Here is a 26144-nt window from a genome sequence, read left to right on the forward strand (position 1 = left end):
TCGCGACAGACGACCTGAACGAACGCGGGCCATCCGCGAAATGGGGGCACCTTCTCTCAGCTGGTCATTCACGCGAGTCCGACAAGCAAGATCCTTCTCAGCGGCACGGCTGCCGCGTGGTTTCCCAATCACTGGAATTCACCTACCACCACGCCACCGCCCTGGACGCAGACCCGAGGCGTCGAACCGTGTGCTCGCCGGTGGTCGGCGTGCAGGTGGGGGCGTCGTCGCGCATCTCGGGTCCCATGGCTGGCGCGGGCCTCGGGCGAGGAGTACTCGATCGTCGAGCCGCTCAGCTTCACCTCGCGGACGGCACCGTGCGCGACCACGCAGGCGTCGGCGGCAGCGTCGGAGAAGATGCGGTCGGTGCTCCGCGTTCGCGGGCATAGCCGTTCGCGGTATCGACGGTGTTGCCCCCAGGATCGAGGTAGCGCCGCAGCAGGCGCAACGAGGTTTCCCGATCGGAACCCCAGCCGGGGTCATCGAACATCAAGGCGCCCATGGTCAGTGGGCTGCACGGAGGCCGGTGCGGCCACAGTCCTGGGGCAGTCTGTGGGCGAATCGCGATCCGTCCTGACAGCTTGACACATCCCGGTGGGCTCCGGCTGATGTCGAGCGCCATCCGGCAGCCCTTGAGACCGAAGGTTCGAGCGATGGCGTCGATCAGCTCGACGTGATCCTCCAACCAGCGCAGGCTTTCCGGGGGAACGAGGGCCGGTGGATCAGCGCGAAGTGCTCGCCGACGACGCTGAATTTGGTGTCGAGGCAGGCGATGCCACCGTGGCTGGACCCGACGGGCACATGACCGTCATGATTGAGGCGAACCCACCGTCGGCCGCAGACAACCCCGCCGACGGCTCGGCCTACGAGGCGGCAGGTCCGGCGCGGAATTCGTGAGCGCGTTGAGCCACCGCCAGACGTTCTCGGCGCTGGTGGTCAGCTCGGTCTCGATGTGGATGGATGCCACGGTCGCCTGCCGGTGCCGGACTCGCGGAGCCCAGCGTCGCGCCGTGCAGGCCGTAAAAGCCACGATCGCGGAGGGTGTCGACGGCGACGACCTAGCGGAGCGCCTGGCCAGAATAGGAGCCGTTCTGGCCAGACTCGGCGATGTCAGGGCCGCCAACTCCGCCTTCAAGACCGCGCGCCGCTGCCCGAGCACTCGCTGAGGTGACCGCCCGCTGGGGGATCATCGATCAGCTGGACTTCTTGAAGGAATCGGGCTTCGTCACCGACTTCACCGACGCGTTCACCACGGTCGCGACCAGGGCGGCTCACCCCCTGCGGTGGATCCGCTTGACGCTGCCGTCGGGCCATGCGGACCTCGATGCGGCCATACACACCCAAGGTCCGCACCTTCTTCCCGGTAATCCATAGCAACGCCACGGAAGGTGCTCTAATTTGGATCTTCTTAACCTGTCGAGGGGATCATCACATGGCCGACGACGAGATCGCGCACATCCGCACCGAGCGGCCGCCCGCGCCCGTCGCTGCTGTCGCCGTCCAACGCGGCCTGGGCGACTGGGTCGACACGTTTGCGACGAAGCAGGGCTTCGCGTGGAGGAAGTCGCGGGACTGGAGGCTCTACTTCTTCAAGGGAGGCCTGGCCGTGTCGGCGCCGGATGGCTACTGGGCGGCGTACGACTGGGGAACCGTGCGCGTCCTTCAGTACCGCAGCTCCGTCAACGGCGCCGCGTCAGATGCCTGCTCGACGCTGATCGACCCGGCAGGGAACGCCCTGAACATAGGGTTCGGCCGTCCTCCCATGTTCAAGTCCGACAAGGCGGCTCTCGGCATCACCTCGTGGGTGAACGGCGCTGCGTTCCTTTACCCGCACCTGTGGGGCGACCACATCCAGGAGTGTGTCACCGGCGCCCAGCTGTCCGGGACGATCGCGCGTATTCAGCAAGGCGAGACGGTGAACTTCGGGCCCTACACGGTCAACCGGGACAGGGTCTCGGACAAGAAGTACTCGGCCGCCTGGCCAGAGATCACCGAACTCGGCCTTTCCAGCGGCTCACTGCTCTTCAACGGCTCCCAGAGGAGGTCGACGGCGCCGGAGGCGGCGAAGGTTTTCCAAATCCCCAACCTCGATCTCTTCATGAAGCTGTGCCGTCATCTGAGCCCGCACCTGAAGGGCTGACCCCTCCACCGTGGAACAGCTGACGGGGCAGGACCCCATACACATCGGCCCCTACCGCCTGATAGCCCGCCTCGGCGAGGGCGGAATGGGCCTGGTCTACCTGGGCCGGTCCGATCTCGGCCGTACGGTCGCGGTAAAGGTCGTGCAGGCCGACCATGTCCAGCACCCCGAATTCCGCAAGCGGTTCACTCGCGAGGTCGCCGCGGCCAGGCGGGTGGGCGGCAACTGGACGGCTGCTGTCCTGGACGCCGACACCGAGGCGGCGGTGCCCTGGGTTGCGACCCAGTACATACCCGGCCCCGACCTGACCACCGTGGTCGGCAAGGACTTCGGTCCGCTGCCCGAGCACTCGGTTCACACCCTCGCCAACCGCCTCGCCCTCGCCCTGCAGGCCGTGCACGAGGCGGGCCTGATTCACCGCGACCTGAAGCCCTCGAATGTGCTGGTGACCGTCGACGGCCCTCGGGTCATCGACTTCGGGATCGCCCGAGCACTCGACAGCATCGGCGGGGAGAGCCTGCTCACCCGTACCGGCATGCTGATCGGCTCCCCCGGCTTCATGTCTCCGGAGCAGGTCCGGGGCCGCGAACTCACTCCTGCCAACGACATGTTCTGCCTGGGCGCGGTCCTCGTCTACGCCGCCACCGGGCGCCTTCTCTTCGGCGCCACGGACACCGGGCTGAACGCGCATCTGTTCCGGATCGCCGAGGAGGAGGCGGACCTCACTGGTGTTCCCGATTCGCTCGTCGAGCTCGTGCGCGCCTGTCTGGACAAGGACCCGGCGAAGCGGCCCACGCCCGCGCAGGTGATCGAGCGCACGGCTCCGGACCGGGCCGAGGAGTGGCTGCCCGCGTCCGTACTGGCCCAGCTGGGCCGCAGGGCAGCGGAGTTGCTGGACTTCACCCCACAGGCGCGGGGCGCGCAGCCGGACCCACGGCCCCAGGCCGCTTCCTCAGCCGCTCAGCCCCAGCCGACCTCGTACCCCCTGCCTCCGGCCACACCACCACCTGCGAACGCCCCGAACCCGTACGATCCGACGGCTCCGGCGAACGTCGGCCCCGCGGCGCGATGGGGACCACCGGCGGCCCCGCTGCCCGGCACCCGGCCCGCACCTACTGCCTTCGGTCCGGCGGACGACGGCGGAGGTCCCCAGGCCAGGCGCGGGTGGAGCCTTGCGATGGGCATGCTCGCGCACATGGTCGTACTGCTCGACGCGACGACCACGACCCAACTGCTGCCTGAGATTGGCGCCGACGGGGGCTTCGGCCTCCCCCTGCTGTTGCTGTATGTCGGCTATCCCCTGGCCTTCGGTGCGCTGCTGCTGGTCGGGGGGCACCTCGCGGACCTGATCGGCCGCAAGTCGGTGCTGCTGATCGGACTGGCCGGATTCGCGGTGGCCACCGCGGTCGGCGCGATGTCCGCCGGGCCCGCCGCACTGGTGGGGAGTCAGGTTCTCAAGGGGGTCTGCGCCGCCCTGATCGCCCCGGCCTGCCTCGGCCTGGTCGCCGCCCAGTTCACCGCGCCGACGGCACGCAGGAAGGCCATCGGGATCTACGCCGTGATCGGCCTCGGCGGTTCCGCAACGATCCTGCTCCTCGCGGTGCCGCTCGGCTATGTGCTGGGGTGGCGCGGGTTCATGTACGTCACGGTTCTGCTGGCCCTCATCGCCCTCATCGGCACCGCCACCCTGGTCCGCGACCGGTCCGGTCGCCGCACTCCCGCTCGCTTCGACGCGCCCGGCGCGCTGCTGAGCACATTGGGCGTCACCGCCTTCGTCTTCGGTTTCGCGGAGTCCGGGTACGGATGGGGAGCTCCGCTCCCGACCCTCTCCCTCATGTGCGGCATCCTCCTGGTCGCGGCCTTCGCCTGGCGGCAGGCGAAGGCCCGGAACGTGATCCTGCCCGCCTACCCGACCAGGACCCGCGACGGTGTCGGCGCGTCGCTCGCCTTGTTCATGATCGGGATCGCCCTGACGACCGCGGGTTCGCCCCTCCTCCACATCTTGAACGCCAACATCGGACCGGTGCCCACGGTCGCGGCCTTCATCCTGATGCCCGCCTCGTTCCTGATCGGCTCCTTGGCGACCTCCGCCCGGCTGCTGCCCCGCACCGGGCCGCGCGCCCTGCTGGTGCCGGGTCTGCTCGTCGCGGCGCTCGGGCCGCTCACCCGGCTGGCCATGGGTGGCTCCGTTCTCGACGCCTACCTCAGCGTGATCTTCCTCGGCCTCGGTCTCGGCACGGCCGGCACGGTGCTCTACTCGACCGCCATGGAGGGCATTGCCGCGCATGACTCCGGCGGACGGGCCGGCCTCGTCATGGTGAGCCAGCACCTGGGCGCCGTGCTCGGTTTCGCGCTGCTCACCGGAACGGCCGGGGACTTCTATCTGCTCTATCTGCACGACGAACCCATACTCCAGTATCTGGCGGCCGGGGCCCTGCTGGCGGCGGCGCTGATCGGGGGGCTGATGGTCAGGGCGAGGCCCTCGGAGGGCGACGCGGACAACGCGCCGGCGCCGTACAGCTGGTCCTCCCCCACCCAGACGACTCCGGGCCGCACCGGAACGAACGGACTGCTGCTCGTGGAGGACAGCCGCGTCAAACGCATACCGACGGCGCTTCACGGGATGGATCTGGTGCAGGAGATCAGTCGCCTGCTTCGGGCCGAGAACATCACGATGACAAAGCTCGGCACGGACCTGACCCTCTGGCATGTCGCGGGCGCCGGCACGCCCAATCCAGTCGCGAGCCGTCTCATGGCCGAGTACGGCTTCCAGCCGGTCACCGGGACTGCCGTCGTGGCCGGCGCAATGATCGGCCACAGCCCGTTCCCGCTGGGCACCGATGAGGCCGACGGCATCGCGCTCCGTCTGGAGCGCGGGTGACGATCAGCAATGGTCTTCCACTCCACGAGAGTGTGCAGTAGGCCTGTCGGTAAGGCTGACCCCACCAGCCTCCGCCTGTGACATTCCCGCAGGTGGATAGGGGTGTGAGGGGTTGTCTACACGGGGAACCGGTCGATGACGCCGTCGTAGGTTTCCTGGGCGGGTCCGAGCGCGATCTTGGAGTAGATCTCCAGCGAGGTGCGGCTGGCGTGGCCGGCTCGGGCAGGCCGGCAGGCTCGTCGCCGCCTGCCGTTGCAGTGTGGATCGGCGCTGTGCTGACGGAGCTGCCCCACGCCGCCACGTTTCAAGCATGCTTCGAATGGCGTGAGGCGGCGCGCGCCCAGGTTCATCCGACTGTGCCGGTGCGCCGGGGTGCCACCGGGAGATCGAGAGAGCGCGTCAGGGAATTGCGGCCTCGATCCGGGCGAGGTGGGCGGCGAGGATCTCTTCGTATGCGGCGCGGCGGTCGGCCCCGAGGGGCGGATCTCGCGGGCGAAGTGGGCCAGGGCGGGGAAGCGGTCGGGGTCGGCGCCGAGGACCGCGACACGGAACTGCTCCATGCCCTGTTCGTATTCGCTGGGGGTGAGGGTGCCGATGCCGGCCTCGGAGGCGATCAGCGCGGCGAGGAGGATCGCGATCCGGTGGTAGCGGGGCGGAATCTCCTCGCCGGGCAGGCCCGAGGCCCGCAGGGCCTGTAGCGCCTCCTCCATGAACAGCCGGGAACCGGTGCCGCCGGACGCGTAGCGTCCCCAGATGACGGCGAGTTGGGGATGCTGGCCGAATGCCTCTCGCAGGCGCAGGGCTATGGCGGTGATGCGCTGCTTCCAGTCGCCCTCAGGGCGGTAGCCGTCCATCGCGGCCACCAGGATCCGGTCGGCGACCGCGCGCAGCAACTCGGTCTTGTTGCGGAAGTGCCGGTAAAGGCTCGAGGAGTCGGTCCCGACGTCTCCCGGCTCGGCCTCGGCTGCATGAGCATGACCGGCAGCTACGGCCCCGCCGACCCGCACGAAGCCGCAGCCACCCTGCTGGAAGCCCTCGACTCCGGCATCACCCTCTTCGACACCGGCGACTTCTACGGCGACGGAGCAAACGAGGAACTCCTCGGCCGGACCCTCGCCCCGCACCGCGACCGCATCGTGCTGACCACTAAGTCGGGCGTCCGGCGCACCGCCGAAGGGCTGGTCCCCGCCGCTCCCCCGACGATCTGCGCCACGCCTGCGAAGCGTCCCTGCGCCGGCTGCGCACCGACCACATCGACGTGTACTACCTCGCCCGCATCGACCCCGCCGTCCCCGTCGAGGAGTCGGTCGGCGCGCTGGCCGACCTGATCGCTCAGGGCAAGGTGGGCTGCATCGGCTTGTCCGAGGTCTCGGCCGCCACTCTGCGACGCGCCCACGCCATTCACCCGATCAGTGCTGTCCAGACCGAGTACTCGCTGTGGGAACGCCATGTCGAAAACGACATCCTGCCCACGCTCCGGGGCCTCGGCGCCGTCCTGGTCGCCTACAGCCCGCTCGGCCGCGGCCTGCTCACCGGGGCCGTCCGCGCCATCACGCGCTACGAGCGCGGCGACTTCCGCGCTACCGCCCCCACTACAACGGCGACAACCTCAAGGCCAATCTGGCCATCGTCGACGCCATCACCCGACTCGCCGCCGCCAAGGGTGCCACCCCCGCCCAAGTCGCCCTCGCCTGGCTCCTCACCCGCGGCAGCGACGTCATCCCCATTCCCGGCAGCTCGCGCCGCGCCCACCTGCGCGACAACCTGGCCGCCCTCGACCTGCACCTGACCGCAGCCGACCTCAGCGCCATCGACGCCGCCGTCCCCACCACCGGAGCCCAGGGAGCCCGATACGGCGACCACGGCATCCGCATGATCGACCAATGAGACCGGAAGCCGAGGCGGCGCGGGCGGAGATCATCGAGATCCTCGGAACCGCCCGCGCCGCGCGACTCGACATGACGCAAGGAAATGCACTCTGATGACCACAACAACCTAGAAGCGAGGGGCAATCGCGGCGATGTGCACGGGGCTTGGTCTCACCGTCATCGCGACGATCGTCCCGTACGCCCACCGCGCCACCACCCACTTGCTGGCCGACCACGTCCAGGCTGGCCATCCCGCGTACGCCCGGACGCAGGTCGACTCGGCCGTCAGCACCCACCTGCACTCTGCCCGACCGCCCCTGACGCGAACACGATCAAGCAGAAACCTCAACCAATCAGCTTGATTCACCCACCCGCGACGATTATGAACCGCAATCACAATCTCTCACTCCGCTACCTGCCGGCTGGGGACCTGTTCGGGAGCAGAGGGCCAGTATGGAGCGTCCACCGCTCAGCATGGACGAACTGGTCGACCGCTGGACGGTGCTCAGCGATGAGGCCGGTCTGGTCAACATCAAGCAGGTGAGCACGCGCAACGCCCGGCTGAGCATTGGCGACCTCGGCGAACTTGGCAGCGGGTCATAACCCCCGATGCTCGGGTCTACTGGTCGGTGGGGAGCTTGGCGACCCCGGCCTCCAGATCGCCGTGGGTGGGCAGGGTGTATCGGCGGGCGGTTCCCAGGGTGAGGTCCCTGAGTTTTCTTACTCGGCCGGGCCATGTCTCGGTGCTGCACGGACGTGCGCGCGTTCGCCTTGTTTGCCGATGAGACTCAGGTACTCGACGGGACCGGCGCTGGTGGCCCCGAACCAGTGCGGGGTGCGCGTGTCGAACTCCGCGGCCTCCCCCGGCTTGAGAATGAGGTCGTGTTCCCCGAGCACAAGGCGGAGCGTTCCGTTGAGGACATAGACCCAGTCGTAGCCCTCGTGGGTGCGCAGATCGGGTCCGGCGTCGTCGCTTCCGCTCGGGAGGACAAACTTGTATGCCTGGATTCCTCCGGGCCTACGGGTCAGCGGCAGGATGACCGAGCCGTCGCTGCACGAGATGGGACGCAGATTGATGCGAGGGTCGCCAGTCTGCGGCGCATCGACGAGCTCGTCGAGTGTGACCCCGTAGACGCGAGCAAGCGGAAGCAACTGCTCTAGCGTGGGACGTCGCAGGCCCGCCTCGAGCCGGGACAAGGTGCTGGTTGAGATGCCGGTCTCCGCCGCGAGGTCGGCGAGCGTGACGTCTCGATGCAGCCGAAGGCGTTTCAACCTCGGTCCGACGGCGTCAAGAGTGCGATCAATGGCTTCATCCACCCCTCCATTTTGCCATTCAGCAACGACGTTTGCGCATCCGCCTTCTCTGTCAGCACCATGAAGAACGCAGAGGGGCGCACGCCCGGCGGATCTGTCGGCACGTGACCGCGACGAGGTCATCGTTAACGAGGGGGACGACCTATGACGTACGAATTCGACAAGGACTTCTGGGAACGACACTGGCAACAGGGACGAGCTGGGGCCCCTGGATCCATGGGCGGCAACCCGCCCAACCCATACCTCGCTCGTGAGACCAGCGGCCTGACACCGGGCACGGCACTGGATGCCGGGTGCGGCGGCGGCGCCGAGGCGATCTGGCTTGCCTCCCACGGCTGGCACGTCACCGCAGCCGACATCTCGTCCGAGGCCCTTGCTCGCGCCGCCGAGCGCGCCGCGACGAGCGGCGCCCCCGAGCGCTTGCAGTGGGTTGAGGCGGATCTGAGCGTCTGGAGCCCGGGTGCGCAGTTCGACCTGGTCATGACCCACTACGCCCACCCGGCGATGCCCCAGTTGGAGTTCTACGACCGCATCGCCGGATGGGTGGCCCCCGGCGGCACGCTGCTCATCGTGGGGCACCTGCACACCCCAGGCTCTACCGGCCACGGGCACCATCCTCCCGCCGAAGCGTCGGCCACCTCCGCGGCCATCACCGCGCGCCTGGACGACACGGAGTGGGAGATCGTCACCGCCGAAGAGCACCTCCGCACGCTCACCGGCCCCGGCGGCCGAGCGATCCCCCTCCGCGACGTCGTCGTGCGCGCCACCCGACGCCGGTAATCACACCATCCGACAGCGCCAGGGCCCGCCGCTCCGGCGCCGATCCCCCTTGCCTTCTTGAAAGGAATCCCATGAGTACGAACCCAGAAGCCCCGACCATCCAAGACCCTCGACAACGATGTACGATCTTGGTCGGGGTCTGCGTCGCGCTCATGGCGGTCATCGCTTCGGTGTCTGGACTGAACGTCGCCCAGCCGGAGCTCACCATCGCGTTCGACGCCTCGCAAACCGAGGTCTTGTGGTTCATCAACATCTACACCATCAGCCTGGCCGCGTTGCTCCTGCCGCTCGGCGCGATGGGCGACCGGTGGGGCCGCAGGCCGGTGCTGCTCGCAGGCCTGCTCGTCTTCGGAACAGCGAGTGCGGCGGCCGGCCTTGCCACGTCGTCCGAGATCATGCTCGCCGCGCGTTTCCTGAGCGGCGTGGGCGCAGCGATGATCATGCCGGTCACCCTCGCCGTCATCACCTCGACCTTTCCTGACGAGGAGCGTTCCAAGGCGATCGGCGTGTGGACCGGCGTCGCCGGCGGTGGAGGCATCTTGGGGATGTACCTGTCGGCCGTCCTGGTCGACCTGGCGAGCTGGCGGTGGCTGTTCGTCCTGCCGGTCGTGCTCGTCGTCGTCGCCATCGTCGTGGCGCTGCGATCCATCCCGAACTCGCAAGAGGCGTCAGGGCACGGGTTCGACGCCGTCGGTTCGCTGTCGTCCGTGGTCGCGGTGGTCGGGCTCGTCTTCTTCCTCCATGAGGGCCCCGAACGAGGCTGGACCGCGTCCGCGACGCTCCTGAGTCTCCTTGTCGGCGTCATCGCCGCTGCTGGATTCGTGGCATGGGAACTGCGCCGGCAGGCTCCGCTCCTCGACGTCCGGCTGTTCCGCGGGCGAGGTCTTTCGAGCGGTTCCGTGTCGCTCGTGACGGTCTTCGGCGTGCAGGCAGGGATCTTCGTGGTCCTCTTCCCGTACTTTCAGGCGGTGCTCGGCTGGTCCGGCCTTCGCTCCACCCTGGCGCTCATGCCGATGGCGCTGCTGATGATGTTCGCCTCCGGCCTCGCCCCGCGGGTGGCCGCGCGCATCGGCAGTCGCTCGACGATGGCCTCAGGGATCTTCCTGGGTGGCGCGGGGCTGGTCCTCATGGCCACCTTCGTCTCCGTCGACGGCGGCTACCTCTCCATCCTCCCCGGCATGCTCGCCATGGGACTCGGTATGGGTTTGACGATGACGCCCTCCACCGAGGCGATCACCACCGCCTTGCCGCGTGAGCGTCAAGGTGTCGCCTCCGCGCTCAACGACGTCACCCGGGAGTTCGGCACCGCGCTCGGTGTCGCGCTGCTCGGAGCGGTCCTGTCCGCCGACTACCGCGGCGCCATCGACTCCCGGCTCGACGGAGTGCCGGAAGACGCCGCCCACACCGCCCGCGAAGGTATCGCCAACGCCCTCGCCGCGGCCGACCGGGTCGGCTCACAGGCACAGGCGCTGATCCGAGCCGCCCAAGAGTCCTTCGTCGACGGCTGGCAGCAGGCCATGTGGGCAGGCGCAGTGGTCATGGCGGTCCTGTTCGTCTACGTTCTCGCACGAGGTCCACAACAACGGACCGGCAGTATCCAGCACGCCGCTCGGCGCAGCGCGATTCACAAGATCACTTACGAGTAATCGAAGACAGCTTCAGAGAAACCGCTGGCGAGCTGGCGGTTTCTCCTGTTTCGACCCAGGTACAGCGATGCCGACCTCGCCCATCGCCCCGGCAGTTCACCGATTTTCCGAGGTCAGGCCATGTTTGGCGGCTCATCACATACTTCTTAACGGCATCCCAAGACCCAGATCGTGTACTGCAAGGACGCGAACCGGCGCCAGAAGTACAAACGTCTGCGAACGGTTAAGAAGGCACTTCGCGCCTTTCATGGTGCAGTTCTTGCCTACCCGGCCATGTTCCGGCATTGGCGACGGGTACCGCACGCCTGGAGAACAGGGCGACAAGAGCCCTGTGACGGGAGACTGTCACGCCCGAATCTGTGGGGGCCCGAGGCTGAGATGTCTCGGGCTACCCGCCTACCTCTGACCAGCGACGTCTCCACAGCAAGCCGGGGCGGTCGAGCTCGACCGCCTTTCTATGAAGGGCCAGATCAGAGATAGGTTCGTTGAATTTACACCGATCGCTACGAGAACCCCAGGAAGGCAGCGTGACCAGGAAGGCAGTGCCGCTCCTGCGGAGGAGCGGCTCCGTGCGCACCGTGCCGCTCGGCGACCGCGGCTACGTGGCTCTGCTCAAGCTCTACCTCGCACAGGTCGGCTACAAGTTCGGGGTGCTGTTTCGCGCCGCCGTCAACGGCTCCGGCGGACCGCTGTCCTATGACTGTCCTACGACGTCGCCCATCACCGCTGGACCAACTACTGCCAAGCGGCCGGTGCCGACATCGACATCCACCGGCTCGGCCACGCCCGTGCCACCGAGCTGGTCAACGCGGGCGTCTCGATCGAAGCCGTCCGCCTCCGGCTCGGCCACGCCAGCGCGAAAACCACGCAGGTCTACGCCCTGCTCGCCGACAAGATCGCCGATGATGAGATCCGTTCCGCCCGCCGATGCCGCGACACCCGTTGACGCTCTCCGCGCCAACCACCCCGACCAGCGGTTACGCTCGGCGGCGGCCCCTAACGACTCCTTGTGAGACCGGGTACCCGGCAGAATCCCGGCCTGAACAGCCGCTGGCAGGTGAGCACTCGCGGCCCCTGGACATCGAGTCCTGCAGAAAGCGCGCCCCTGCCGGTCGGTCAGGAGAGTTGATCGCCGCGCCGCGCCGCGGGATCGGGTCAGGGCAGGCCGATGGCGCTCTCCCAGAACCAGGTCCAGCGGATCTCGTCCCTGAAGCGGGCGGCGCCTGCCTCGTAGAGCACGCCGATCGCGCCGTTGCCGGTGAGCGTCATGTCGGAGTACCCGGCGTGGTCGTCGTCGATGCGGACACCTACGTTGTCGACGCGGTTGGTGTGGTCACGCCAGGTCGCGCCCTCGTCGAAGGAAGAGCGGACGTTCATCCCCACCGGGTTGTTTTCGGTCTTCGGCGTGGCGGGCGCCGACAGCAGGATACGGCTGTAAGGACTGCCGCTGCGCTGCCGGAGCAGGGCAGGGTGGGTGGAAGGGGCTGTGATGTTCGGGACGGCCGTGAAGCCGCCGGAGAAGGTCAGGCCCCCGTCGGTGCTCACGCCTCGCGCCAGGCCGTGGACGGATGTCTGGTTGGGAACCGCGCCGTTGCGGGCGATTACGAGGATGCTGCCGTCGGCGCGCTCGACCAAGGTCTGCTCGCTGAGCTTCAGCACCGAAGCGTCGTACGTCGCGGTCGCGCCGGTGCGCCAGGTGCGGCCGTGGTCGTCGCTGTAGATCAGCCGTACGCTCTGCCGGTTGCCGATGCCGTAGTAGACAGGCATCACAAGTCGTCCGGCGTTCTTCCCCCGCGTCAGCTGGATCCCGTGTCCCGGCCCGGTGGCGAACCAGTCGCCGTTCCGCGCGGGAGCCTTGATGGTGGCCGACAGATCCTTCGGGGCCGACCAGGTCCGCCCGTCGTCGTGACTGACTTGAACCTTCGGCGTGCGCGGCGTGGTCTGCGTCTCGGTCGGCTCGGATGTCGTGAACAGGAAGACGGGCCCTGTCGAGTCCGTGACAACTGTCGCATTGCCCTGGAGTGCCGCTCCATCGGCACTGGCCAGGACCGTCCTACTGGCCTCCCACGTGACGCCGTTGTCGGTGGAGCGCCGCATGACGACGTCGAAGGCGCCATGGTCGAGGCAGTTGTTGGCGTTCCTGCGCTCGGCGAAGGCGAGCAGTACGTCGTTGCTGGTCTTCACGACGGCGGGGAGCCTGAAGCAGGTCGTCACCGGTGATCCGGTGTCGGGATCCTGTGTGGTGAATTGCCGCCACAAGGTCTGCTGGTGGAAGTTGAGCGTGGGTTCGTCCGCCGCCGCGGGTGCGGCGTTGATCGCAACGGCCAGCAGGGCCCCGGCCGCGGCGACAAAAGTCCGTAATCTACGCATAAACGCCTCTTCTCTAAGATCGTGGCATGATGATCGCAGATCATGGGGCGCGGCCCTGGTAAGGACCGGTGATTGAGCGGTCTGCATTCTCTGGCGGTCGTTACTTTCTGCGGTGGTGGCCCGGCGCGTAGCGGCTCCATGGGTGCCAACTTCGGCGGTGGTGAGGTTGAGCCGCTGGTCGAGGTAGCTGATCAGCAGGGTGGCGAAAGGTTCGGAGACGGGGCTGGGCGGGTCGCCGTGGAGCATGAGTAGGTCGCGAAGGTAAGTGGCCGAGCGCCAGGGATCGAAGCCATCGAGGGTCTGATGGCTGATCGAGGTGGTCGGGTCGGCCAGGGTGCGGAGCATCCGATGGCCGTGAGGGCGTTTGATTCGCTGGATCCCGGCTCGCGGGTTGCTCATCGTCCGAATTCCCTCGAAACCGGAACCCGGTGAGCGCGAATCGGAGGGGGTGCGGCTGCTGACCATGGACATGAGCGTAGGAACCCGCGTACCACTGCAGATGGCGCAGCCCTTCCAGCGCCGCCCGGTCGTCCGGCGTCAGAGCTTGCCTCTGAACCAGTCGAGCAGGTAGGTGCGCAGTCTGGCGGCGTCATGCGATGCCACGGATGTCACCTGGAAATTCTGAGCGTCACGCCGGCGGCCGGGCGAGTTTGGCGGCCACGGCGTCGAGCACCCAGTCCAGGCCGGTCGCGAAGGACGCCTCGGCGTCCACCTCCGTGCCGTCGTGCACGGCCTTGGCCAGCGCCGGGAAGCGGCCCGTGGCCAGCATCTTCCTCACATGCGGGCCGGAGGCACGCTGCCAGTCGCGCTTGGACAGGCCCGTGGCGCGCTCTGCCCGCAGGTTCGCGATCTCGCGCCTGATCGCGCCAGTGAAGTAGGCACTGACAGTCTCCACGGCGCGCAGGACGGTGTCGAGGTCGGCGAGGCCGTCGAGGGCGGCCAGCGTGGCCTCAGTCAGGGCGAGGGCGTTTGGGCCCAGGGTCGGGCGGCCGCCGAGCAGGTCGGCCAGCCATTCGTGACGGAGGGTGGCCTGCCTGGTGAGGTGGGCGCGGACGCGCAACACCTCCCGCCAGTCGCCGGGCTGCTCCTCGGGGAGGATCTCGGCGTAGACCTCGTCCACCATGAGGTCGAACAGCTCCTCCTTGGTGGAGATGTATCCGTACAGCCGCATCGGGCCGGCGTCCAGCCGGGCGGCGACCTTGCGCAACGACACCGCCTCCAGCCCGCCCTCGTCGGCCAGCGCGATGGCGGCGGCAACGATTCGCTCCCGGTCGAGCGGCACGGGGCGAGTCGGCGGCTCCGGCCGGTCCCACACAGTCATGGTTACATCGTACTGTTGCGATACACCGTAATAGTTAAATACAGTATATCGCTATGAGACACCGTATCGCCGTGATTGGAGCCGGCCCCGCCGGCCTCACCTTCGCCTGCGTCCTGCGCCGCCACGGTCACCCCGTCACCATCCTCGAACGCGATCCCGCCCCCGACGCCCGTCCCCCGGGCGGCACGCTCGACCTGCACGAAAGGATGGGCCAGCTCGCGCTGGGCAAGGCGGGGCTGCTGGCGGAGTTCCAGGCGCTGTCCCGTCCCGAGGGGCAGGCCATGCGCATCCTGGACACGGACGGGACCGTCCTCCGCGACTGGCAACCCCGTCCGGGTGACCAGGCCAATCCCGAGATCGACCGGGGGCAACTCCGTGACCTGCTGCTCGGCCCCCTCGACGTTCAGTGGGGGCGGGGCGTGACGGAGGTAGTGCCGGGGGCCCGGGACGGCGTGCTGGTCCGTTTCGCGGACGGGCGACAGGAGACGTTCGACCTCGTGATCGGCGCGGACGGCGCCTGGTCCCGGGTCCGCCCGGCAATCTCGTCCGCGACGCCGCACTACACCGGCATCACCTCGGTCGAGACCTCCCTGGACGACGTCGACACCCGCCACCCCGACCTCGCCCGGCTGGTCGGCGACGGTTCCATGGCTGTGTACGGCGTGAACCGCGCCCTTGTCGCCCAGCGCAACAGCGGCGGCCACGTCAAGGTGTACGCCCAGTTCCGCGCGCCGCTGGACTGGCACACGGGCCTGGACCGGCGCGCGGACATGGACGCGGGCATGGACGCGGGCCTGGACCTGGCCGACGTCGAGGCCGCGCGATCAAGCCTGCTGGCTCTGTTCGACGGCTGGGCCGCTCCCGTCCTCGACCTCCTCCGCCACAGCACCGCTTTCGTCCACCGCCCCCTCTACGTCCTGCCCGTGTCCCACACCTGGGCCCACGTCCCCGGGGTGACGTTGCTGGGCGACGCCGCCCACCTGATGCCCCCGTTGGGGGTGGGCGCGAACCTCGCGATGCTGGAAGGCGCCGAACTCGCCGAGTCCGTCGCCGCCGCCCCCGGCCCTGGCGATCTGGACGAGGCCGTCCGCGCCTTCGAGGAACAGATGTGGACACGGGCCGGCAGGTGGGCGGAGATCACGATGGCCGGTCTGGAACGCCTCGTGAGCCCGGACCCCACTGAAGCCCTCGCCCTCTTCGACGAAGTTCAGCCATCCTGACTGCCAAGCGCGAGAGCACCAGTACCAGCAGCTCGCCACGGCTTCACGGGACAGCACGGCACCGCCGCGGTTCCTTCCGGCAGATCCACCGCCCGCCATACGAACTCCGCCACGGGGCGGTGAGCAGCAACCGAACGGCTAAGCGCCAACGGCTGTCCGCTGGTTCCTCACCCCCGTACCTCGCCGCGGAGCTGCGGTCGGGGGCATCGCGGTGGCGGGGTCTGACTCCTACGCCAACCTGCACGACCAGCTCATGAGCTGGCAGGAGTGCGCCGCTGGTGGAGGAGTTCTGCGCCGAGGCCGGGCTGCCGACGGACACGATGGAGCCGACCGGCCACTACCGGCGGCTCCTGACCGAGGTCACCGCAGGCGTCGACGTCGCCCATCCGGGCAACGCCGACCTCGTCCTGGAAGGCGGCCGCCCGGTCCTACGGCGGGTCCAGCCCGCATAAGCTCAAAATCCACATTGAGTTGATCTTGAAGAGTTCGAGCGGGCCGCCGTCCTCTGCCGGTGTCTCTGCGTGTGGAAGCCCTACCAGTGGCTCTGCGCGTGGGGAGCGGGAGCGGCACGCGCGGCTATGGCGCTCCAGTGGTCTCCAAGTCACTCGCAAAACCACCCAAGCCGCTCACAAGTTGCGCAGGACAAGATTCCGAACTGGTCGTCTCATAGCCACGATCTTGGACGCGGCCGCCTGGCCGCCGTACCGATTCTCTTTTTTGCGCACGGTAAGGGGTTCGCATGAGCTTGCCCGAAAATAGTGGATCTGTTTCCGAGCCGATCGCGGTGATCGGCATGGCCTGCCGGTTGCCCGGTGCTCGTTCTCCCGAGGAGCTGTGGAGTCTGCTGTGCCATGGCACCAACGTGATCTCCGAGGTTCCCCCGGACCGGTTCCCGGTCGAGGAGTTCTATCACCCCGTTCCCGGCACGCCGGGGAAACTGTCCTCTCGGTACGGAGGCTTCGTCTCCGGCATCGACGAGTTCGACGCGGAGTTTTTCGGCATCTCACCGCGTGAGGCCGCACGCATGGACCCGCAGCAGCGCATGGCGATGGAGGTCGCCTGGGAGGCCTTCGAGGATGCCGGTCTGGTGCTGGAGCAGATGCCCGGCATGACCGGAGCGGTGTTCATGGGGGTGATCACCAGCGACTACTGGGACCGCCAGTCCGGAGTCATCGACGAGTTGGACGTGCACACGGTCGGGGGAAGCACCCGTGGCGGCAACGCCGGCCGGATCTCCTACGCCTTGAACCTGACGGGGCTGAGCGTGGCGCTCGACGCGGCCTGCTCCTCCTCTTTGGTCGCCGTAAACCTGGCCGTGCAGTCGTTGCGCGCCGGGTCGTGCGACCTCGCCTTCGCCGGTGGTGTGAACGCCATCCTCACCCCTGATCACGCCATCGGGTTCTCGCAGGGGTCGATGATGGCCCTCGACGGCCAATGCAAGGCGTTCGACGCCCGCGCTGACGGTTATGTGCGCAGCGAAGGGGCGGGAATCGTGGTGTTGAAGACCCTCTCGCGGGCACTGGCCGACGGGGACCGGATACACGCGGTCATCCGCGGGGGAGCCGCCAGCAACGACGGGTACGGCGAGAGCTTCATGGCCCCTCAGGTTCCTGGTCAGCGAACGGGGTTGAAGGCGGCCTATCGCGACGCCGGAGTGGATCCGGCGAGCGTCGCCTACGTGGAGGCACACGGTACGGGTACCAGCGTGGGCGACCCCGTCGAGATCGCCGCACTGGACGCGGTCCTCGGACAGGGACGGCCGGACGGGCAGCCGCTCCTGGTGGGGTCGGTCAAAACCAACCTCGGCCACACCGAGGGCGCGGCCGGGATCACCGGCCTCATCAAGTCCGTGCTGTGCGTCAAGCACGGCTGGCTGCCCGCGAGCCTGAACTTCGAGACCCCCAACCCCGCGATCCCCTGGGACCAGGTGAGGGTGCGGGTCTGTGATCGTGGGCAGCCGTGGCCGCAGGAGACCGGCCCCCGGCGGGCCGGGGTGAGCAGCTTCGGCATCGCCGGAACCAACGTCCACATCGTGGTCGAAGAGCCGCCCTCCCCGCCGCGGCCGGAGGAACCCGCAAGCACCGATGGCCGGCCGGTGCTGCTGCCGTTGTCCGCGCGCACCCCGCAGGCGCTGACCGCGCTCGCGGAGCGATACCGCGAGCTGCTCGGCTCGTCGGCGACGCCGCTGGGACAGGTGGGCGCCGCGGCCGGGGTACGGCGCAGCCATCACGACTTCCGGCTGGCGGTGGTCGCGGACACGCGTCAGGAGGCCGTCGCGAAGCTGGACGCGTTCGTGGCGAACGGCCACTCCGTCGAGGTGCACACCGGCGAGGCCGGTGACGTCGAGTCCGCCGGGCGTCACAAGACCGCGTGGGTGTTCCCCGGCCAGGGGGCGCAGTGGGTGGGGATGGGCCGTGATCTGCTCGGCAGTGAGCCGATTTTCGCGGCGGCGATCGCCGAATGCGAGGAGGCCATGCGGCCCTACGCCGACTGGTCCCTGATCGCCGAGCTCACCGCCGACGCGGGGGCGTCCCGGCTCGCCGAGATCGACATCGCCCAGCCTGCGATTTTCGCGGTACAGGTGGCGCTCGCCCGCCTGTGGCGTTCCTGGGGATTCGAGCCCGACGCGGTGATCGGACATTCGATGGGAGAGGTGGCCGCGGCCCACGTGGCTGGGGTGCTCGACCTCGACGACGCGGCGCGGATCATCTGCGGTCGCAGCAGGCTGATCCGCGGCACCAGCGGTCGCGGGGCAATGGCCGCCGTCGAACTGCCGGTCGAACGCGCCGAGGCGGTGGCGGCCGATCATGGTGAGCAGGTGGTCGTGGCGGTGAGCAACTCCCCCACCTCGTGCGTGCTCGCCGGTGAGCCGGAAAAGATCGACTCCATCCTCCGCGGCCTGGAAGCCGAAGGAATCTTCGGCCGGAGAGTGCAGGTGGACATCGCCTCGCACAGCCCGCAGATGGATCCGTTGCGCGAACCGCTCCTGACGCTCCTGGCACCTGTGCGCCCCCAGGACGGGACGACGCCGATGTGTTCCACGGTCACCGGCCGTCTCCTTTCGGGGTCGGAGATGGACGCGACGTACTGGGCCGACAACCTGCGCATGCCCGTACTGTTCGCTGACGCCGTCCAGCACCTGGCCGAGGCGGGGTTCGACACCTTCGTCGAATTCAGCCCCAACCCCCTGCTCGCCCGGGCGGTGCAGCAGAACCTCCGGCACACCGGCAGGGACGGGATCGTGGTCACCGCGCTGACCCGTGACGTGCCTGGCCGTACGGCCTTGCTGGAGGCGATGGCCGAGCTGTACGTCACCGGCCGTGAGACGGACTTCGCCCGGATGCAGCCCTACGACCGGCACCATGTCTCCCTGCCCTCCTACCCCTGGCAGCACGAGCGGTATTGGAAGGAACCCCGGCGGGTGGAAGCGAGACGGGGACGCGTCGTGCATGGCGACGCCGGTCACCCGATCCTCGGTGAGGCGCTTCGACTGGCGCCAGGCGACCACCTGGTGTGGGACTTCGATCTCGACCTCGGCAGGTTGCCCTATCTCGCCGATCATCGAGTGCACCAGATGCCCGTGCTTCCTGGCGCGGCCTACCACGAGCTCGCGTTGGCGTCGGGCCAGGAGGCCTATGCCGACCAGCCCTTCCAGGTGGAGGACCTGCGGCTCGAACGTGCCCTCTTCCTGACCTCCGAGGCCGCCCAGCGCGTTCAGGCCCGTCTGGACGCGGCCACGGACGACGGAAGCCGCCGCTGGACGGTTTTCACCGCTGACGCGGCCCCCTCCAGCGGCAAGCCCACGGAATGGGTCCAGGTCGCCACGGCGCTGCTGCGCCCGTGCCCTTCCGGCGTGGACGACGACGCGACCGGTGCCCTCGATCTCACCGCCTACCCCGAGCGGGTGGACGTGGCAGAGCACTACGCCGCCTCCCGGAACCGCGGCATCGAGCAGTTCGGGCCCTTCCAGGGCGTGGCCGCGCTTCACCGGACGGACCGAGCGGTGGCCGCCGAGCTGGTCGTGCACGACAGCATCGCCGCGGGCATCGAGCGGTATCTGCTCCATCCGGCGCTGCTGGATTCGGCTCTCCAGCCGCTGATGACCCTGCTCGACACCACCGGTGTCACGCAGGACACCTACCTGCCGGTGCGCACCGGGCACTGCCGCCTGTACGGCCGGCCGGACACGAGCGGGCGCCTGTGGTCCCGTGCCGTGCGCACCTCACCGCCGCACGAGAAAGATCTGGTCGAGGGCGATGTCCTGATCGTCGACGACACCGGCCGCATGATCGCCGCCATCACCGGTTTCCAGCTCAAGCGCCTGGCCGCCGACCTACCGGAGGTCGTCGAGCACAGGGCACGCCGGTTGCTGTACGGCACGGAATGGACGGAACTGGAACCGCTCACCGCCCCATCGCCCGAGCGGGCGAACTGGCTGGTGGTGACCGGCTCGCCCATGGGGCCCCGGCTGTGCGCCACCTTTGCCGAGGGCGGAGGCGAGACGGTGCTGGTCCAGCCGGGTGACGGCTACCGGCGGCTCAACGCCGGGCATTTCCTGCTGGATCCCGGCTCGGAAGACGACTGGAAGAAGTTGATTAAGGAGCGGGCCGCGATCGGGGCATGGCCGCCGCAGGCCGTCATCCACCTCTCCGCCGGTGCCCCCGACACCGCGACCGGGGTGGAAGCGCTGGACGGCTGCTTCGATGTGCTGACCCTGGTCAAGGCCCTCGCCGCAGCCGACCAGCAGCCTGCTCCCCGCCTTTGGCTGCTCACCTCGGGTGCCCAGGCCCCGGACGACACCGATGACGTCGACCCCGGCCAGACGGCCGTCTGGGGGCTGGGCCGGGTGATCCCCTACGAGCATCCCGAACTGCGCTGTTCCATGATCGACCTACCTGCCGATCCGGACCTCGCCACGCTCCGCGCGCTGTGCGCCGAGATCCAGGCCGGAGGAGACGAAACCGAGATCACCCTGCGGGCCGGTCGCCGGTACGTCAACCGCCTCCGGCCCCAGCCGCTCCCCGCCGCACACGCGGTTCCGGTTCACGCCGACGCGACCTACTTGATCGCCGGTGGTTTCGGCGGGGTCGGGCTGCTCACCGCCGAATGGCTCGCCGAGCACGGCGCCCGTCATCTCGTCCTGACCGGCCGTACCGGCGCTCCGCCCGAGGCGCTGGACCGGATCAAAGCGATGACCGACTCCGGGGTGGAGATCCACGCCGCGGCGGTCGACATCACCTGCCGCGGGCAGCTGACCGATCTCCTGGACCGAATCGCGATGGACATGCCGCCCCTGCGCGGTGTGATCAACTCCGCCGTCGTCCTCGACGACGGGACGCTGGCCCAACTGGACCGCGACCGGTTCTTCGCGCCGATGCCCCCCAAGGTCGACGGATCACGGCATCTGCACGAGCTCACCCGCCACCTCCCTCTCGACTTCTTCCTCCTCTACTCCTCCGCGGCCTCGCTGATCGGCTCGCCCGGTCAGGGCAACTACTCAACCGCCAACGCCTACCTCGACGGGCTCGCGCAGCACCGCCGCGCCAACGGCCTGCCCGCCCTCAGCGTCAACTGGGGACAGTGGGCCGCCACCGGACAGGTCGCCAAGGCCGACAAGGACCTCCGCTTGTCTGAGCGGGGCTTCGCGGGATTCTCTCCGGGAGACGCGCTGGCGATCCTTGGACGCCTGCTCGCCGACCCACCTGCCCAGGCGGGTGTCATGTCCTTCGACCCCGGCAAGTGGACGCACTACTTCCCCGCCCTCCGCTCCTCCTCCCTTTTCCGAGGCCTCGCGCAGGACGGCCCCGCCGACGACACCGCCGAACCCCTTCTCACCCGGGCCACGCTCGCCGAGCACGACCCCGATGCTTCGGAGCGGCTCATCGCCGCCTATCTGTGCGCGCAGGTCGCCGACGTCGTCCAGCTCCCTCGGGAGAAGGTCGATCCGGCACAGCGCCCGCACCGTCTGGGCATCGACTCCCTCATGGCGGTCCAACTGCGCAACCGCATCGCGCTCGACCTTGAAGTCAGCCTGCCGGTCGCGGTCTTCCTGCAACGCCGCTCGATCGCCGACCTCGCCGCTCTGACCCTCACCCACATCGTCGATCCCGCCGGTCCGAACCGGCCCTGAACGTAAGCGGGGGCAGAGGACGGCTTCTTCACCGGCCGCCGATCACCGCCGGGGCTTCGGCCGGGGTCTCCAGATCGCCGGCCGGGAGACTGTCGTCCTCCACCTCGCCCCCGCCGACCCCGAGGCGGCAGACGCCATGAAGGCCGTCACCGCCGCACGCACCGCACGCGTCTACGCCGAACGCGACGCCATCCGCGAAGTGCCGCCTCTCGATTGGCCACGACAGGAACGCGGCCTGCCCGCATAAGGCGACAACTCTCAGGATGACACTCCGTAGCGGGTGGCGATCGCGGCGGCGCGGTTGCGCAGGGAGTTGCGCAACCACTGCGGGGCCAGGGCTTCCGCGTTCGTGGTGAGCTGCCACAGCGCCCATTCGGCGTGCCTCGGATCTTGGAAGGTCACCTCCAGCCGCAGCCAGCCGTCTGAGTCGGCTTCTTCGGCGAGGACGGCCAGCGCGGTGCCCACCAGGTCCTCCCGCCGCGCCGGGTCCACCCGTACCAGCACGGTGACTTGGTCGCCGCCGGTCCGAAATTGCGTGCTGCGTTCCTGCCAGGCCCGGTCCAGATCGACCCGGTCTGGTCGCTGTGCGGGTTCGGCGAGTTCCTTGGCGGCCAAGACCCGGGACAGCCGGTAGGTGCGGTCCGCGCCAGACCTCGTGGCCAGCAAGTAGCCCCGGTCGCGTACGGTGACCAGGCCGATCGGGTCCACCGTGCGCCACTTCGGGGCCTGGTCCACAGCCGCGTAGTGGATCTGCAGCTTGTGCCCGGCGAACACCGCGCGCAGGACCTCCGCCGCTATGGCGTCAGGCACCTCCTCAGCGACCAGCCGACGCGAGAGGAGGTCGGTCTCCGGGTCGATGAGCAATCGCTCGGCCGCGCCGGCCGCGGTGTCCCGATAGCTTTCGGGCAGCGCGTCAACCACCTTGAGCATCGCCGAAGCGAGCGCCGAGCCGAGGCCGAATGCCTGCGCGCCGCGCCGCGATCCGGCGACCAGCAGGGCAAGGGCCTCGTCGGGGTTCAGTCCGGTGAGCTCGGTCCGGAAACCGGGCAACAACGCGAACCCGCCGTGCCGGCCGCGTTCGGCGTAGACCGGGACGCCGGCTGCGGACAGCGCCTCGATGTCGCGCAGCACGGTGCGGGTGGATACCTCCAGTTCGCGGGCCAGCGCGGCCGCGGACAGCCGACCGTGCTGCCGCAGCAGCAGCACCAGCGAGACCAACCGGTCGGCGCGCATACGAGAACTTTACCGAAATATACGACACAGGATGTCGTGATTTGTTGGGAGGCTCATCAGCGCGACCAAACAGTTGGCGGCTACCGAGCCGATGGACGTACGTAATGTCGACGAATCGAATGGAGCTGATGTGGCAATGGAGCGAACGGCGGTCAACCCGTGGGCGTGGTCGGTGGAGCTGGGGTACAACCAGGGTGAGATCGTCTCCGGGCACACCCAGACCCTGTACTGCTCCGGGCAGACCGCGATGAGCGGCGACGGCAAGCCCCAGCATGCCGATGACATGGCGGCACAGTTGGCGCTGAGCCTCGACAACCTGGAGGCCGTGCTCGGCGAGGCCGGCATGTCCCTCGCGAACCTCGTCCGGCTCAACGTCTACACCACCGACGTCGATCGGCTCTTCCAGCACTACGGCGTGCTGGCGGCGCGGTTGGGCGCCGCCGAGGTGGCACCGTCCACCACGATGCTCGGGGTGACACGGCTGGCGATCCCCGACCTGATGGTCGAGCTTGAGGGAACCGCCGTCGCGTGATGTGACCTCGCCGCCTCCGGCAGGGCTGCCGGAGGCGGCACGAGTAGTAGGCAGGTGGGTGATTTCCGGTGCTCAAGATGGTGACAATCGGCGTCTACGGCTTCGGCGGCGAGTCCTTCCTGCAACGACTGCGGCATGCGGACGTTCGTCTGCTGCTCGACGTACGCCAGCGCCGCGGTGTCCGCGGACCCGAGTACGTCTGGGCGAACTCGCGCCGGCTGCAGGCGGCCCTCGCCCTTGCCGGGATCGCCTACGAGCATCACCGTGAGCTCGCCCCGACCACCGAGCTACGCCAACTCCAATATGCCGAGGATGACCGCCAAGGGGTCGGCAAGCGCTCGCGCCGCGAACTCGCTGCCGAGTACACCCGCCGCTACACCACCGAGATCCTCGACCGCGCCGACCTCACGCCGATCGTGTCTGAGCTGCCGAGCAGTGGGACCGCAGCGCTGCTCTGTGTCGAGCGCGACCCCGAGGCCTGCCACCGCTCGTTGATCGCCCAGCGACTGACCGAGCAGCACCACGTCACGATCGAGCACCTGCGCCCGTTGTGACGCGTGAATTCCTAGGGTTCGCGGCAGCGGTGATTGCCGCCGCTGCTCTGGCCGGCGTTGCGCGAAGCGACCGAGGTGAACTCGGCGGTGGACTGGGTGGCGTGGTCGACGTTCTTGATCAGGTCCAGCACCTCCAGCCTGCTCACCGCGTCGACCGGCAGGCGCTGCAGGGTCGCGACCGTGAAGCTCCGCTCGCACATCGACTCGGCCGCGCTCAGGACGCGTTCCACCCGGGTGGTCTTCGGCGGCTCGATCCGGTGCATGCTCAGGCCGGCCCGGCCGGACATGGTGGCGATGGCCTGCGGGGACGTGGTGGCGCGGTGTGTTTCTGGCGTACTCCGGCCGCTCCCTAGTGCGGGCCGTCGATCTCCGTCCCGCAGGGGCCGCCGCCCGTGGCGGGCTCCAGGTGGATCGGCTCGCCGTCCATGGTGATCGTCGGGTAGTACGTGGCGATGCGCTCGGCCGAGCGGCCAGCGTAGTGGCAGATGAAGCTGCATCTGAAGCGGTCGGCCGTGGTGTTGGGCTCTGAGCCGTGCACCAGGCTGCCGTTGAAGAACAGCACGTCGCCCGGCTCCATGTCGACCGGCACCGGCTCCAGCCCTGGCGGCGGCGGCACGTAGTCCCGCGTGAACGACACGCTCGGGTCGGCATCCTCGGGACAGAACAGGTCCATCTTGTGCGTCCCCGGCACCACCTCCAGCCCGCCGTTGGCCCTGTCGACCTTGTCCAGCGCGATCCAGGCGGCCACGCAGGTGCCCGGCTGGACCTGGAGGTAGAAGTTGTCCTGGTGCAACGCCTGGCCCTTGGCGCCCGGAGGCTTGAAGTAGAACATGCTCTGGGCTGCTATCGGCTCCTCCTGGAGCAGCTCGCGCAGTATCGTCGCGATCCTGGCGTCAAGCAGGTAGCGCAGGGCCACGTCGTTGACCTGGTGCGGGTGCATGACGCGCGGGTAGTCGCGCAGCACGTCGTACGGCCGGCCCGGCTGTTGCGGGGTCGGGGTGAAATGCCGTGGAATGGGACCCCTGGCGTGCAGGGCCATGAACTCCTCCCGCAGCTCGGCCACCTCGTCAGGTGACAGCAGGGCGGGCACGATCACGTAGCCCCGTTCCTCGAACTCGTTGCGCCTCATACCTCTCACGGTAGGGAGCCCGCTTGGGGAAGGGTATGTCTGTGACCGCTGAGAACATGTCTGTTCCTGCTGCCGAGCTGATGATCGTGGGCCACCACGACAAGCCGCCCGGCTACGCGATCCGCCGCTCGACCGGCTCGCCCAGCTGGCTGCTCATGTGGACGCAGGCCGGCGCCGGCTCGGTCGAGCAGTCGGGTACGGCGTGCCTGGCCCGGCCAGGCGACCTGGTCGTGCTGGGATCCAGGGCGCCGCAGCACTACCGGGTCGCGCCCGGGCACGCGCGCTGGCGCTTCTGGTGGGCGCACTTCCAGCCCCGGCCCTCCTGGTCGGGGTGGCTGGCGCCGTACACGCTGGTGCCCGGGTTCCACCTGGTGGCGGGCGTGCCCGCCGCGTTGCACCCGCGGATCGTGTCGGCCTTCCACCGGGCGCACCACGACGCCCGCCTGCCCGCCGGGCACCCAGCACCCGTTCCCGACCCAGAGCAAGGACCGGGGGACGCCGTCGCGACGGCGGTCGCGACGGCGTCCCCCGCGCGTGAGCTGGTGCTCGGCGCGCTGGAGGAGGTCCTGGTGCTGGCCACGTCCTCGGCCAGGGCGGGAGAAGAGCCCGGCGACCCGCGGGTGGCGCGGGCGCTGGCGCTCATCGCCGCCGAGCCGGGCGCGCGCCACTCGGTGGCGTCACTGGCCGCGGCAGTCGCCCTGTCGCCGTCGCGCTTCGCCCACCTGTTCGCCGCCGAGACCCGCCGCACGCCGATGCGCGCCGTCCGCGAGGCCCGGGTACGGCACGCCGCCCGCCTGCTCGAGGCCACGGACCTGGATATCGCCCAGATCGCCACGGCCTCGGGCTTCGTCAGCCCCTTCCACTTCAGCCGCGCCTTCCGCCAGGAGTTCGGGCTGTCCCCCCGCGGCTATCGCCGGGGGCTCAGATGACTCCGAGGGCGCAGCCGTACAGGTCCTGATCCGCGAGCAGCACCGAGGCCGGCTCGGGAGGCAAAGTTGCGCGCCGAGCGGGCGCTCGGCGTCGGTG

24 protein-coding genes and 1 pseudogene are annotated in these 26144 nt (G+C 69.0%); 17 read left to right on the forward strand and 8 right to left on the reverse strand.

Annotated elements, in window-relative coordinates; all coding sequences use genetic code 11:
- Positions 1-298: 298 nt before the first annotated feature.
- Positions 299-685 carry a hypothetical protein gene (locus ACFY2X_RS40305; protein ID WP_389948525.1) on the reverse strand — a complete coding sequence of 129 codons (387 nt, stop codon included), beginning with the start codon at positions 683-685 and terminating at the stop codon, positions 299-301.
- Positions 686-717: 32 nt separating this feature from the next.
- On the opposite strand from ACFY2X_RS40305, the gene ACFY2X_RS40310 reads away from it, so the two are divergent.
- The 5 genes from ACFY2X_RS40310 to ACFY2X_RS40330 are packed head-to-tail and all read left to right on the forward strand — an operon-like array spanning position 718 to position 5021.
- On the forward strand, positions 718-897 hold the full coding sequence (locus tag ACFY2X_RS40310) for a hypothetical protein (protein WP_389948527.1): 180 nt from the start codon (positions 718-720) through the stop codon (positions 895-897).
- Positions 894-1166, forward strand: coding sequence for a hypothetical protein (locus tag ACFY2X_RS40315; RefSeq protein WP_389948529.1), 273 nt, complete (start codon positions 894-896; stop codon positions 1164-1166). Before ACFY2X_RS40310 ends, ACFY2X_RS40315 begins: the two co-directional genes overlap by 4 nt.
- Position 1167: 1 nt before the next feature.
- Entirely contained in the window at positions 1168-1374 is a 207-nt protein-coding gene (locus ACFY2X_RS40320; protein WP_389948531.1) for a hypothetical protein, read from the forward strand.
- Between the two features lie 58 nt (positions 1375-1432).
- Positions 1433-2140, forward strand: a complete 708-nt coding sequence (locus ACFY2X_RS40325) for a DUF6585 family protein (protein WP_389948533.1) — start codon at positions 1433-1435, stop codon at positions 2138-2140.
- A gap of 10 nt (positions 2141-2150) precedes the next feature.
- Complete coding sequence (locus ACFY2X_RS40330; RefSeq protein ID WP_389948535.1) at positions 2151-5021, forward strand: MFS transporter; 2871 nt, start codon at positions 2151-2153, stop codon at positions 5019-5021.
- Between the two features lie 116 nt (positions 5022-5137).
- Here the strand turns inward: ACFY2X_RS40330 and ACFY2X_RS40335 are convergent, their stop codons facing one another.
- Positions 5138-5914: a TetR/AcrR family transcriptional regulator C-terminal domain-containing protein gene (locus tag ACFY2X_RS40335; protein WP_389948536.1), complete on the reverse strand. Its 777-nt coding sequence runs from the start codon at positions 5912-5914 to the stop codon at positions 5138-5140.
- Between the two features lie 18 nt (positions 5915-5932).
- Between ACFY2X_RS40335 and ACFY2X_RS40340 the strand changes: the two genes are divergently transcribed.
- From ACFY2X_RS40340 to ACFY2X_RS40350, 3 genes and pseudogenes are all read left to right on the forward strand, one after another.
- Positions 5933-6349 carry an aldo/keto reductase gene (locus tag ACFY2X_RS40340; RefSeq protein ID WP_389948538.1) on the forward strand — a complete coding sequence of 139 codons (417 nt, stop codon included), beginning with the start codon at positions 5933-5935 and terminating at the stop codon, positions 6347-6349.
- Positions 6259-6908: pseudogene (locus ACFY2X_RS40345) on the forward strand (aldo/keto reductase). Before ACFY2X_RS40340 ends, ACFY2X_RS40345 begins: the two are co-directional and overlap by 91 nt.
- Before the next feature lie 455 nt (positions 6909-7363).
- Positions 7364-7492 (forward strand): hypothetical protein, encoded by a 129-nt coding sequence (locus ACFY2X_RS40350; protein ID WP_389948540.1) that lies wholly within the window; start codon positions 7364-7366, stop codon positions 7490-7492.
- 117 nt (positions 7493-7609) lie between these two features.
- Here the strand turns inward: ACFY2X_RS40350 and ACFY2X_RS40355 are convergent, their stop codons facing one another.
- The gene (locus ACFY2X_RS40355; RefSeq protein ID WP_389948542.1) at positions 7610-8206 is read right to left on the reverse strand and encodes a helix-turn-helix domain-containing protein; all 597 of its coding nucleotides are present in this window, start codon (positions 8204-8206) and stop codon (positions 7610-7612) included.
- Between the two features lie 141 nt (positions 8207-8347).
- Between ACFY2X_RS40355 and ACFY2X_RS40360 the strand changes: the two genes are divergently transcribed.
- From ACFY2X_RS40360 to ACFY2X_RS40370, 3 genes are all read left to right on the forward strand, one after another.
- Positions 8348-8983, forward strand: a complete 636-nt coding sequence (locus tag ACFY2X_RS40360; protein WP_389948544.1) for a class I SAM-dependent methyltransferase — start codon at positions 8348-8350, stop codon at positions 8981-8983.
- Positions 8984-9135: 152 nt separating this feature from the next.
- A complete protein-coding gene (locus ACFY2X_RS40365; RefSeq protein WP_389948546.1) occupies positions 9136-10629 on the forward strand; it encodes an MFS transporter in 1494 nt (497 codons plus the stop codon).
- 760 nt (positions 10630-11389) lie between these two features.
- On the forward strand, positions 11390-11575 hold the full coding sequence (locus tag ACFY2X_RS40370; protein ID WP_389948632.1) for a tyrosine-type recombinase/integrase: 186 nt from the start codon (positions 11390-11392) through the stop codon (positions 11573-11575).
- Positions 11576-11784: 209 nt separating this feature from the next.
- On the opposite strand, the gene ACFY2X_RS40375 is transcribed toward ACFY2X_RS40370, so the two are convergent.
- Together ACFY2X_RS40375 and ACFY2X_RS40380 are read right to left on the reverse strand one after the other, a co-directional pair.
- Positions 11785-12999, reverse strand: a complete 1215-nt coding sequence (locus tag ACFY2X_RS40375; protein WP_389948548.1) for an exo-alpha-sialidase — start codon at positions 12997-12999, stop codon at positions 11785-11787.
- Between the two features lie 628 nt (positions 13000-13627).
- Positions 13628-14320: a TetR/AcrR family transcriptional regulator gene (locus ACFY2X_RS40380; protein WP_389948550.1), complete on the reverse strand. Its 693-nt coding sequence runs from the start codon at positions 14318-14320 to the stop codon at positions 13628-13630.
- A 53-nt stretch (positions 14321-14373) separates the two neighbouring features.
- Between ACFY2X_RS40380 and ACFY2X_RS40385 the strand changes: the two genes are divergently transcribed.
- The 3 genes from ACFY2X_RS40385 (at position 14374) to ACFY2X_RS40395 (ending at position 21670) form a co-directional block, all read left to right on the forward strand.
- A complete protein-coding gene (locus ACFY2X_RS40385) occupies positions 14374-15540 on the forward strand; it encodes an FAD-dependent oxidoreductase (protein ID WP_389948552.1) in 1167 nt (388 codons plus the stop codon).
- A 278-nt stretch (positions 15541-15818) separates the two neighbouring features.
- A complete protein-coding gene (locus ACFY2X_RS40390) occupies positions 15819-15992 on the forward strand; it encodes a hypothetical protein (protein ID WP_389948554.1) in 174 nt (57 codons plus the stop codon).
- A gap of 287 nt (positions 15993-16279) precedes the next feature.
- Complete coding sequence (locus tag ACFY2X_RS40395; protein WP_389948556.1) at positions 16280-21670, forward strand: type I polyketide synthase; 5391 nt, start codon at positions 16280-16282, stop codon at positions 21668-21670.
- Positions 21671-21928: 258 nt separating this feature from the next.
- On the opposite strand, the gene ACFY2X_RS40400 is transcribed toward ACFY2X_RS40395, so the two are convergent.
- Positions 21929-22903, reverse strand: a complete 975-nt coding sequence (locus tag ACFY2X_RS40400) for a helix-turn-helix transcriptional regulator (protein WP_389948558.1) — start codon at positions 22901-22903, stop codon at positions 21929-21931.
- 136 nt (positions 22904-23039) lie between these two features.
- Here ACFY2X_RS40400 and ACFY2X_RS40405 point away from each other — a divergent pair, with 136 nt between their 5' ends.
- Positions 23040-23435 carry a RidA family protein gene (locus tag ACFY2X_RS40405; RefSeq protein ID WP_389948633.1) on the forward strand — a complete coding sequence of 132 codons (396 nt, stop codon included), beginning with the start codon at positions 23040-23042 and terminating at the stop codon, positions 23433-23435.
- A 77-nt stretch (positions 23436-23512) separates the two neighbouring features.
- A complete protein-coding gene (locus ACFY2X_RS40410; protein WP_389948560.1) occupies positions 23513-23989 on the forward strand; it encodes a DUF488 family protein in 477 nt (158 codons plus the stop codon).
- Positions 23990-24000: 11 nt separating this feature from the next.
- Here ACFY2X_RS40410 and ACFY2X_RS40415 read toward each other — a convergent pair whose 3' ends face one another.
- Together ACFY2X_RS40415 and ACFY2X_RS40420 are read right to left on the reverse strand one after the other, a co-directional pair.
- The gene (locus ACFY2X_RS40415) at positions 24001-24276 is read right to left on the reverse strand and encodes a hypothetical protein (protein WP_389948562.1); all 276 of its coding nucleotides are present in this window, start codon (positions 24274-24276) and stop codon (positions 24001-24003) included.
- Positions 24277-24338: 62 nt separating this feature from the next.
- A complete protein-coding gene (locus ACFY2X_RS40420) occupies positions 24339-25118 on the reverse strand; it encodes a phytanoyl-CoA dioxygenase family protein (protein WP_389948564.1) in 780 nt (259 codons plus the stop codon).
- 56 nt (positions 25119-25174) lie between these two features.
- Between ACFY2X_RS40420 and ACFY2X_RS40425 the strand changes: the two genes are divergently transcribed.
- On the forward strand, positions 25175-26047 hold the full coding sequence (locus ACFY2X_RS40425) for a helix-turn-helix domain-containing protein (RefSeq protein WP_389948565.1): 873 nt from the start codon (positions 25175-25177) through the stop codon (positions 26045-26047).
- Positions 26048-26144 lie beyond the last annotated feature (97 nt).

It is taken from the genome of Streptosporangium sp. NPDC000396 (genome assembly GCF_042898655.1).
In the GTDB taxonomy this organism is placed as follows: Bacteria; Actinomycetota; Actinomycetes; order Streptosporangiales; family Streptosporangiaceae; genus Streptosporangium.

Excerpts from the sequence above, each read along its gene's own strand:
- ACFY2X_RS40325 (WP_389948533.1), top strand. The coding sequence starts at position 1,433 with ATGGCCGACGACGAGATCGCGCACATCCGCACCGAGCGGCCGCCCGCG.
- ACFY2X_RS40350 (WP_389948540.1), top strand. The coding sequence starts at position 7,364 with ATGGACGAACTGGTCGACCGCTGGACGGTGCTCAGCGATGAGGCCGGT.
- ACFY2X_RS40360 (WP_389948544.1), top strand. The coding sequence starts at position 8,348 with ATGACGTACGAATTCGACAAGGACTTCTGGGAACGACACTGGCAACAG.
- ACFY2X_RS40365 (WP_389948546.1), top strand. The coding sequence starts at position 9,136 with ATGGCGGTCATCGCTTCGGTGTCTGGACTGAACGTCGCCCAGCCGGAG.
- ACFY2X_RS40375 (WP_389948548.1), bottom strand. The coding sequence starts at position 12,999 with ATGCGTAGATTACGGACTTTTGTCGCCGCGGCCGGGGCCCTGCTGGCC.
- ACFY2X_RS40380 (WP_389948550.1), bottom strand. The coding sequence starts at position 14,320 with ATGACTGTGTGGGACCGGCCGGAGCCGCCGACTCGCCCCGTGCCGCTC.
- ACFY2X_RS40385 (WP_389948552.1), top strand. The coding sequence starts at position 14,374 with ATGAGACACCGTATCGCCGTGATTGGAGCCGGCCCCGCCGGCCTCACC.
- ACFY2X_RS40395 (WP_389948556.1), top strand. The coding sequence starts at position 16,280 with ATGAGCTTGCCCGAAAATAGTGGATCTGTTTCCGAGCCGATCGCGGTG.
- ACFY2X_RS40400 (WP_389948558.1), bottom strand. The coding sequence starts at position 22,903 with ATGCGCGCCGACCGGTTGGTCTCGCTGGTGCTGCTGCTGCGGCAGCAC.
- ACFY2X_RS40405 (WP_389948633.1), top strand. The coding sequence starts at position 23,040 with ATGGAGCGAACGGCGGTCAACCCGTGGGCGTGGTCGGTGGAGCTGGGG.
- ACFY2X_RS40410 (WP_389948560.1), top strand. The coding sequence starts at position 23,513 with ATGGTGACAATCGGCGTCTACGGCTTCGGCGGCGAGTCCTTCCTGCAA.
- ACFY2X_RS40415 (WP_389948562.1), bottom strand. The coding sequence starts at position 24,276 with ATGTCCGGCCGGGCCGGCCTGAGCATGCACCGGATCGAGCCGCCGAAG.
- ACFY2X_RS40420 (WP_389948564.1), bottom strand. The coding sequence starts at position 25,118 with ATGAGGCGCAACGAGTTCGAGGAACGGGGCTACGTGATCGTGCCCGCC.
- ACFY2X_RS40425 (WP_389948565.1), top strand. The coding sequence starts at position 25,175 with ATGTCTGTTCCTGCTGCCGAGCTGATGATCGTGGGCCACCACGACAAG.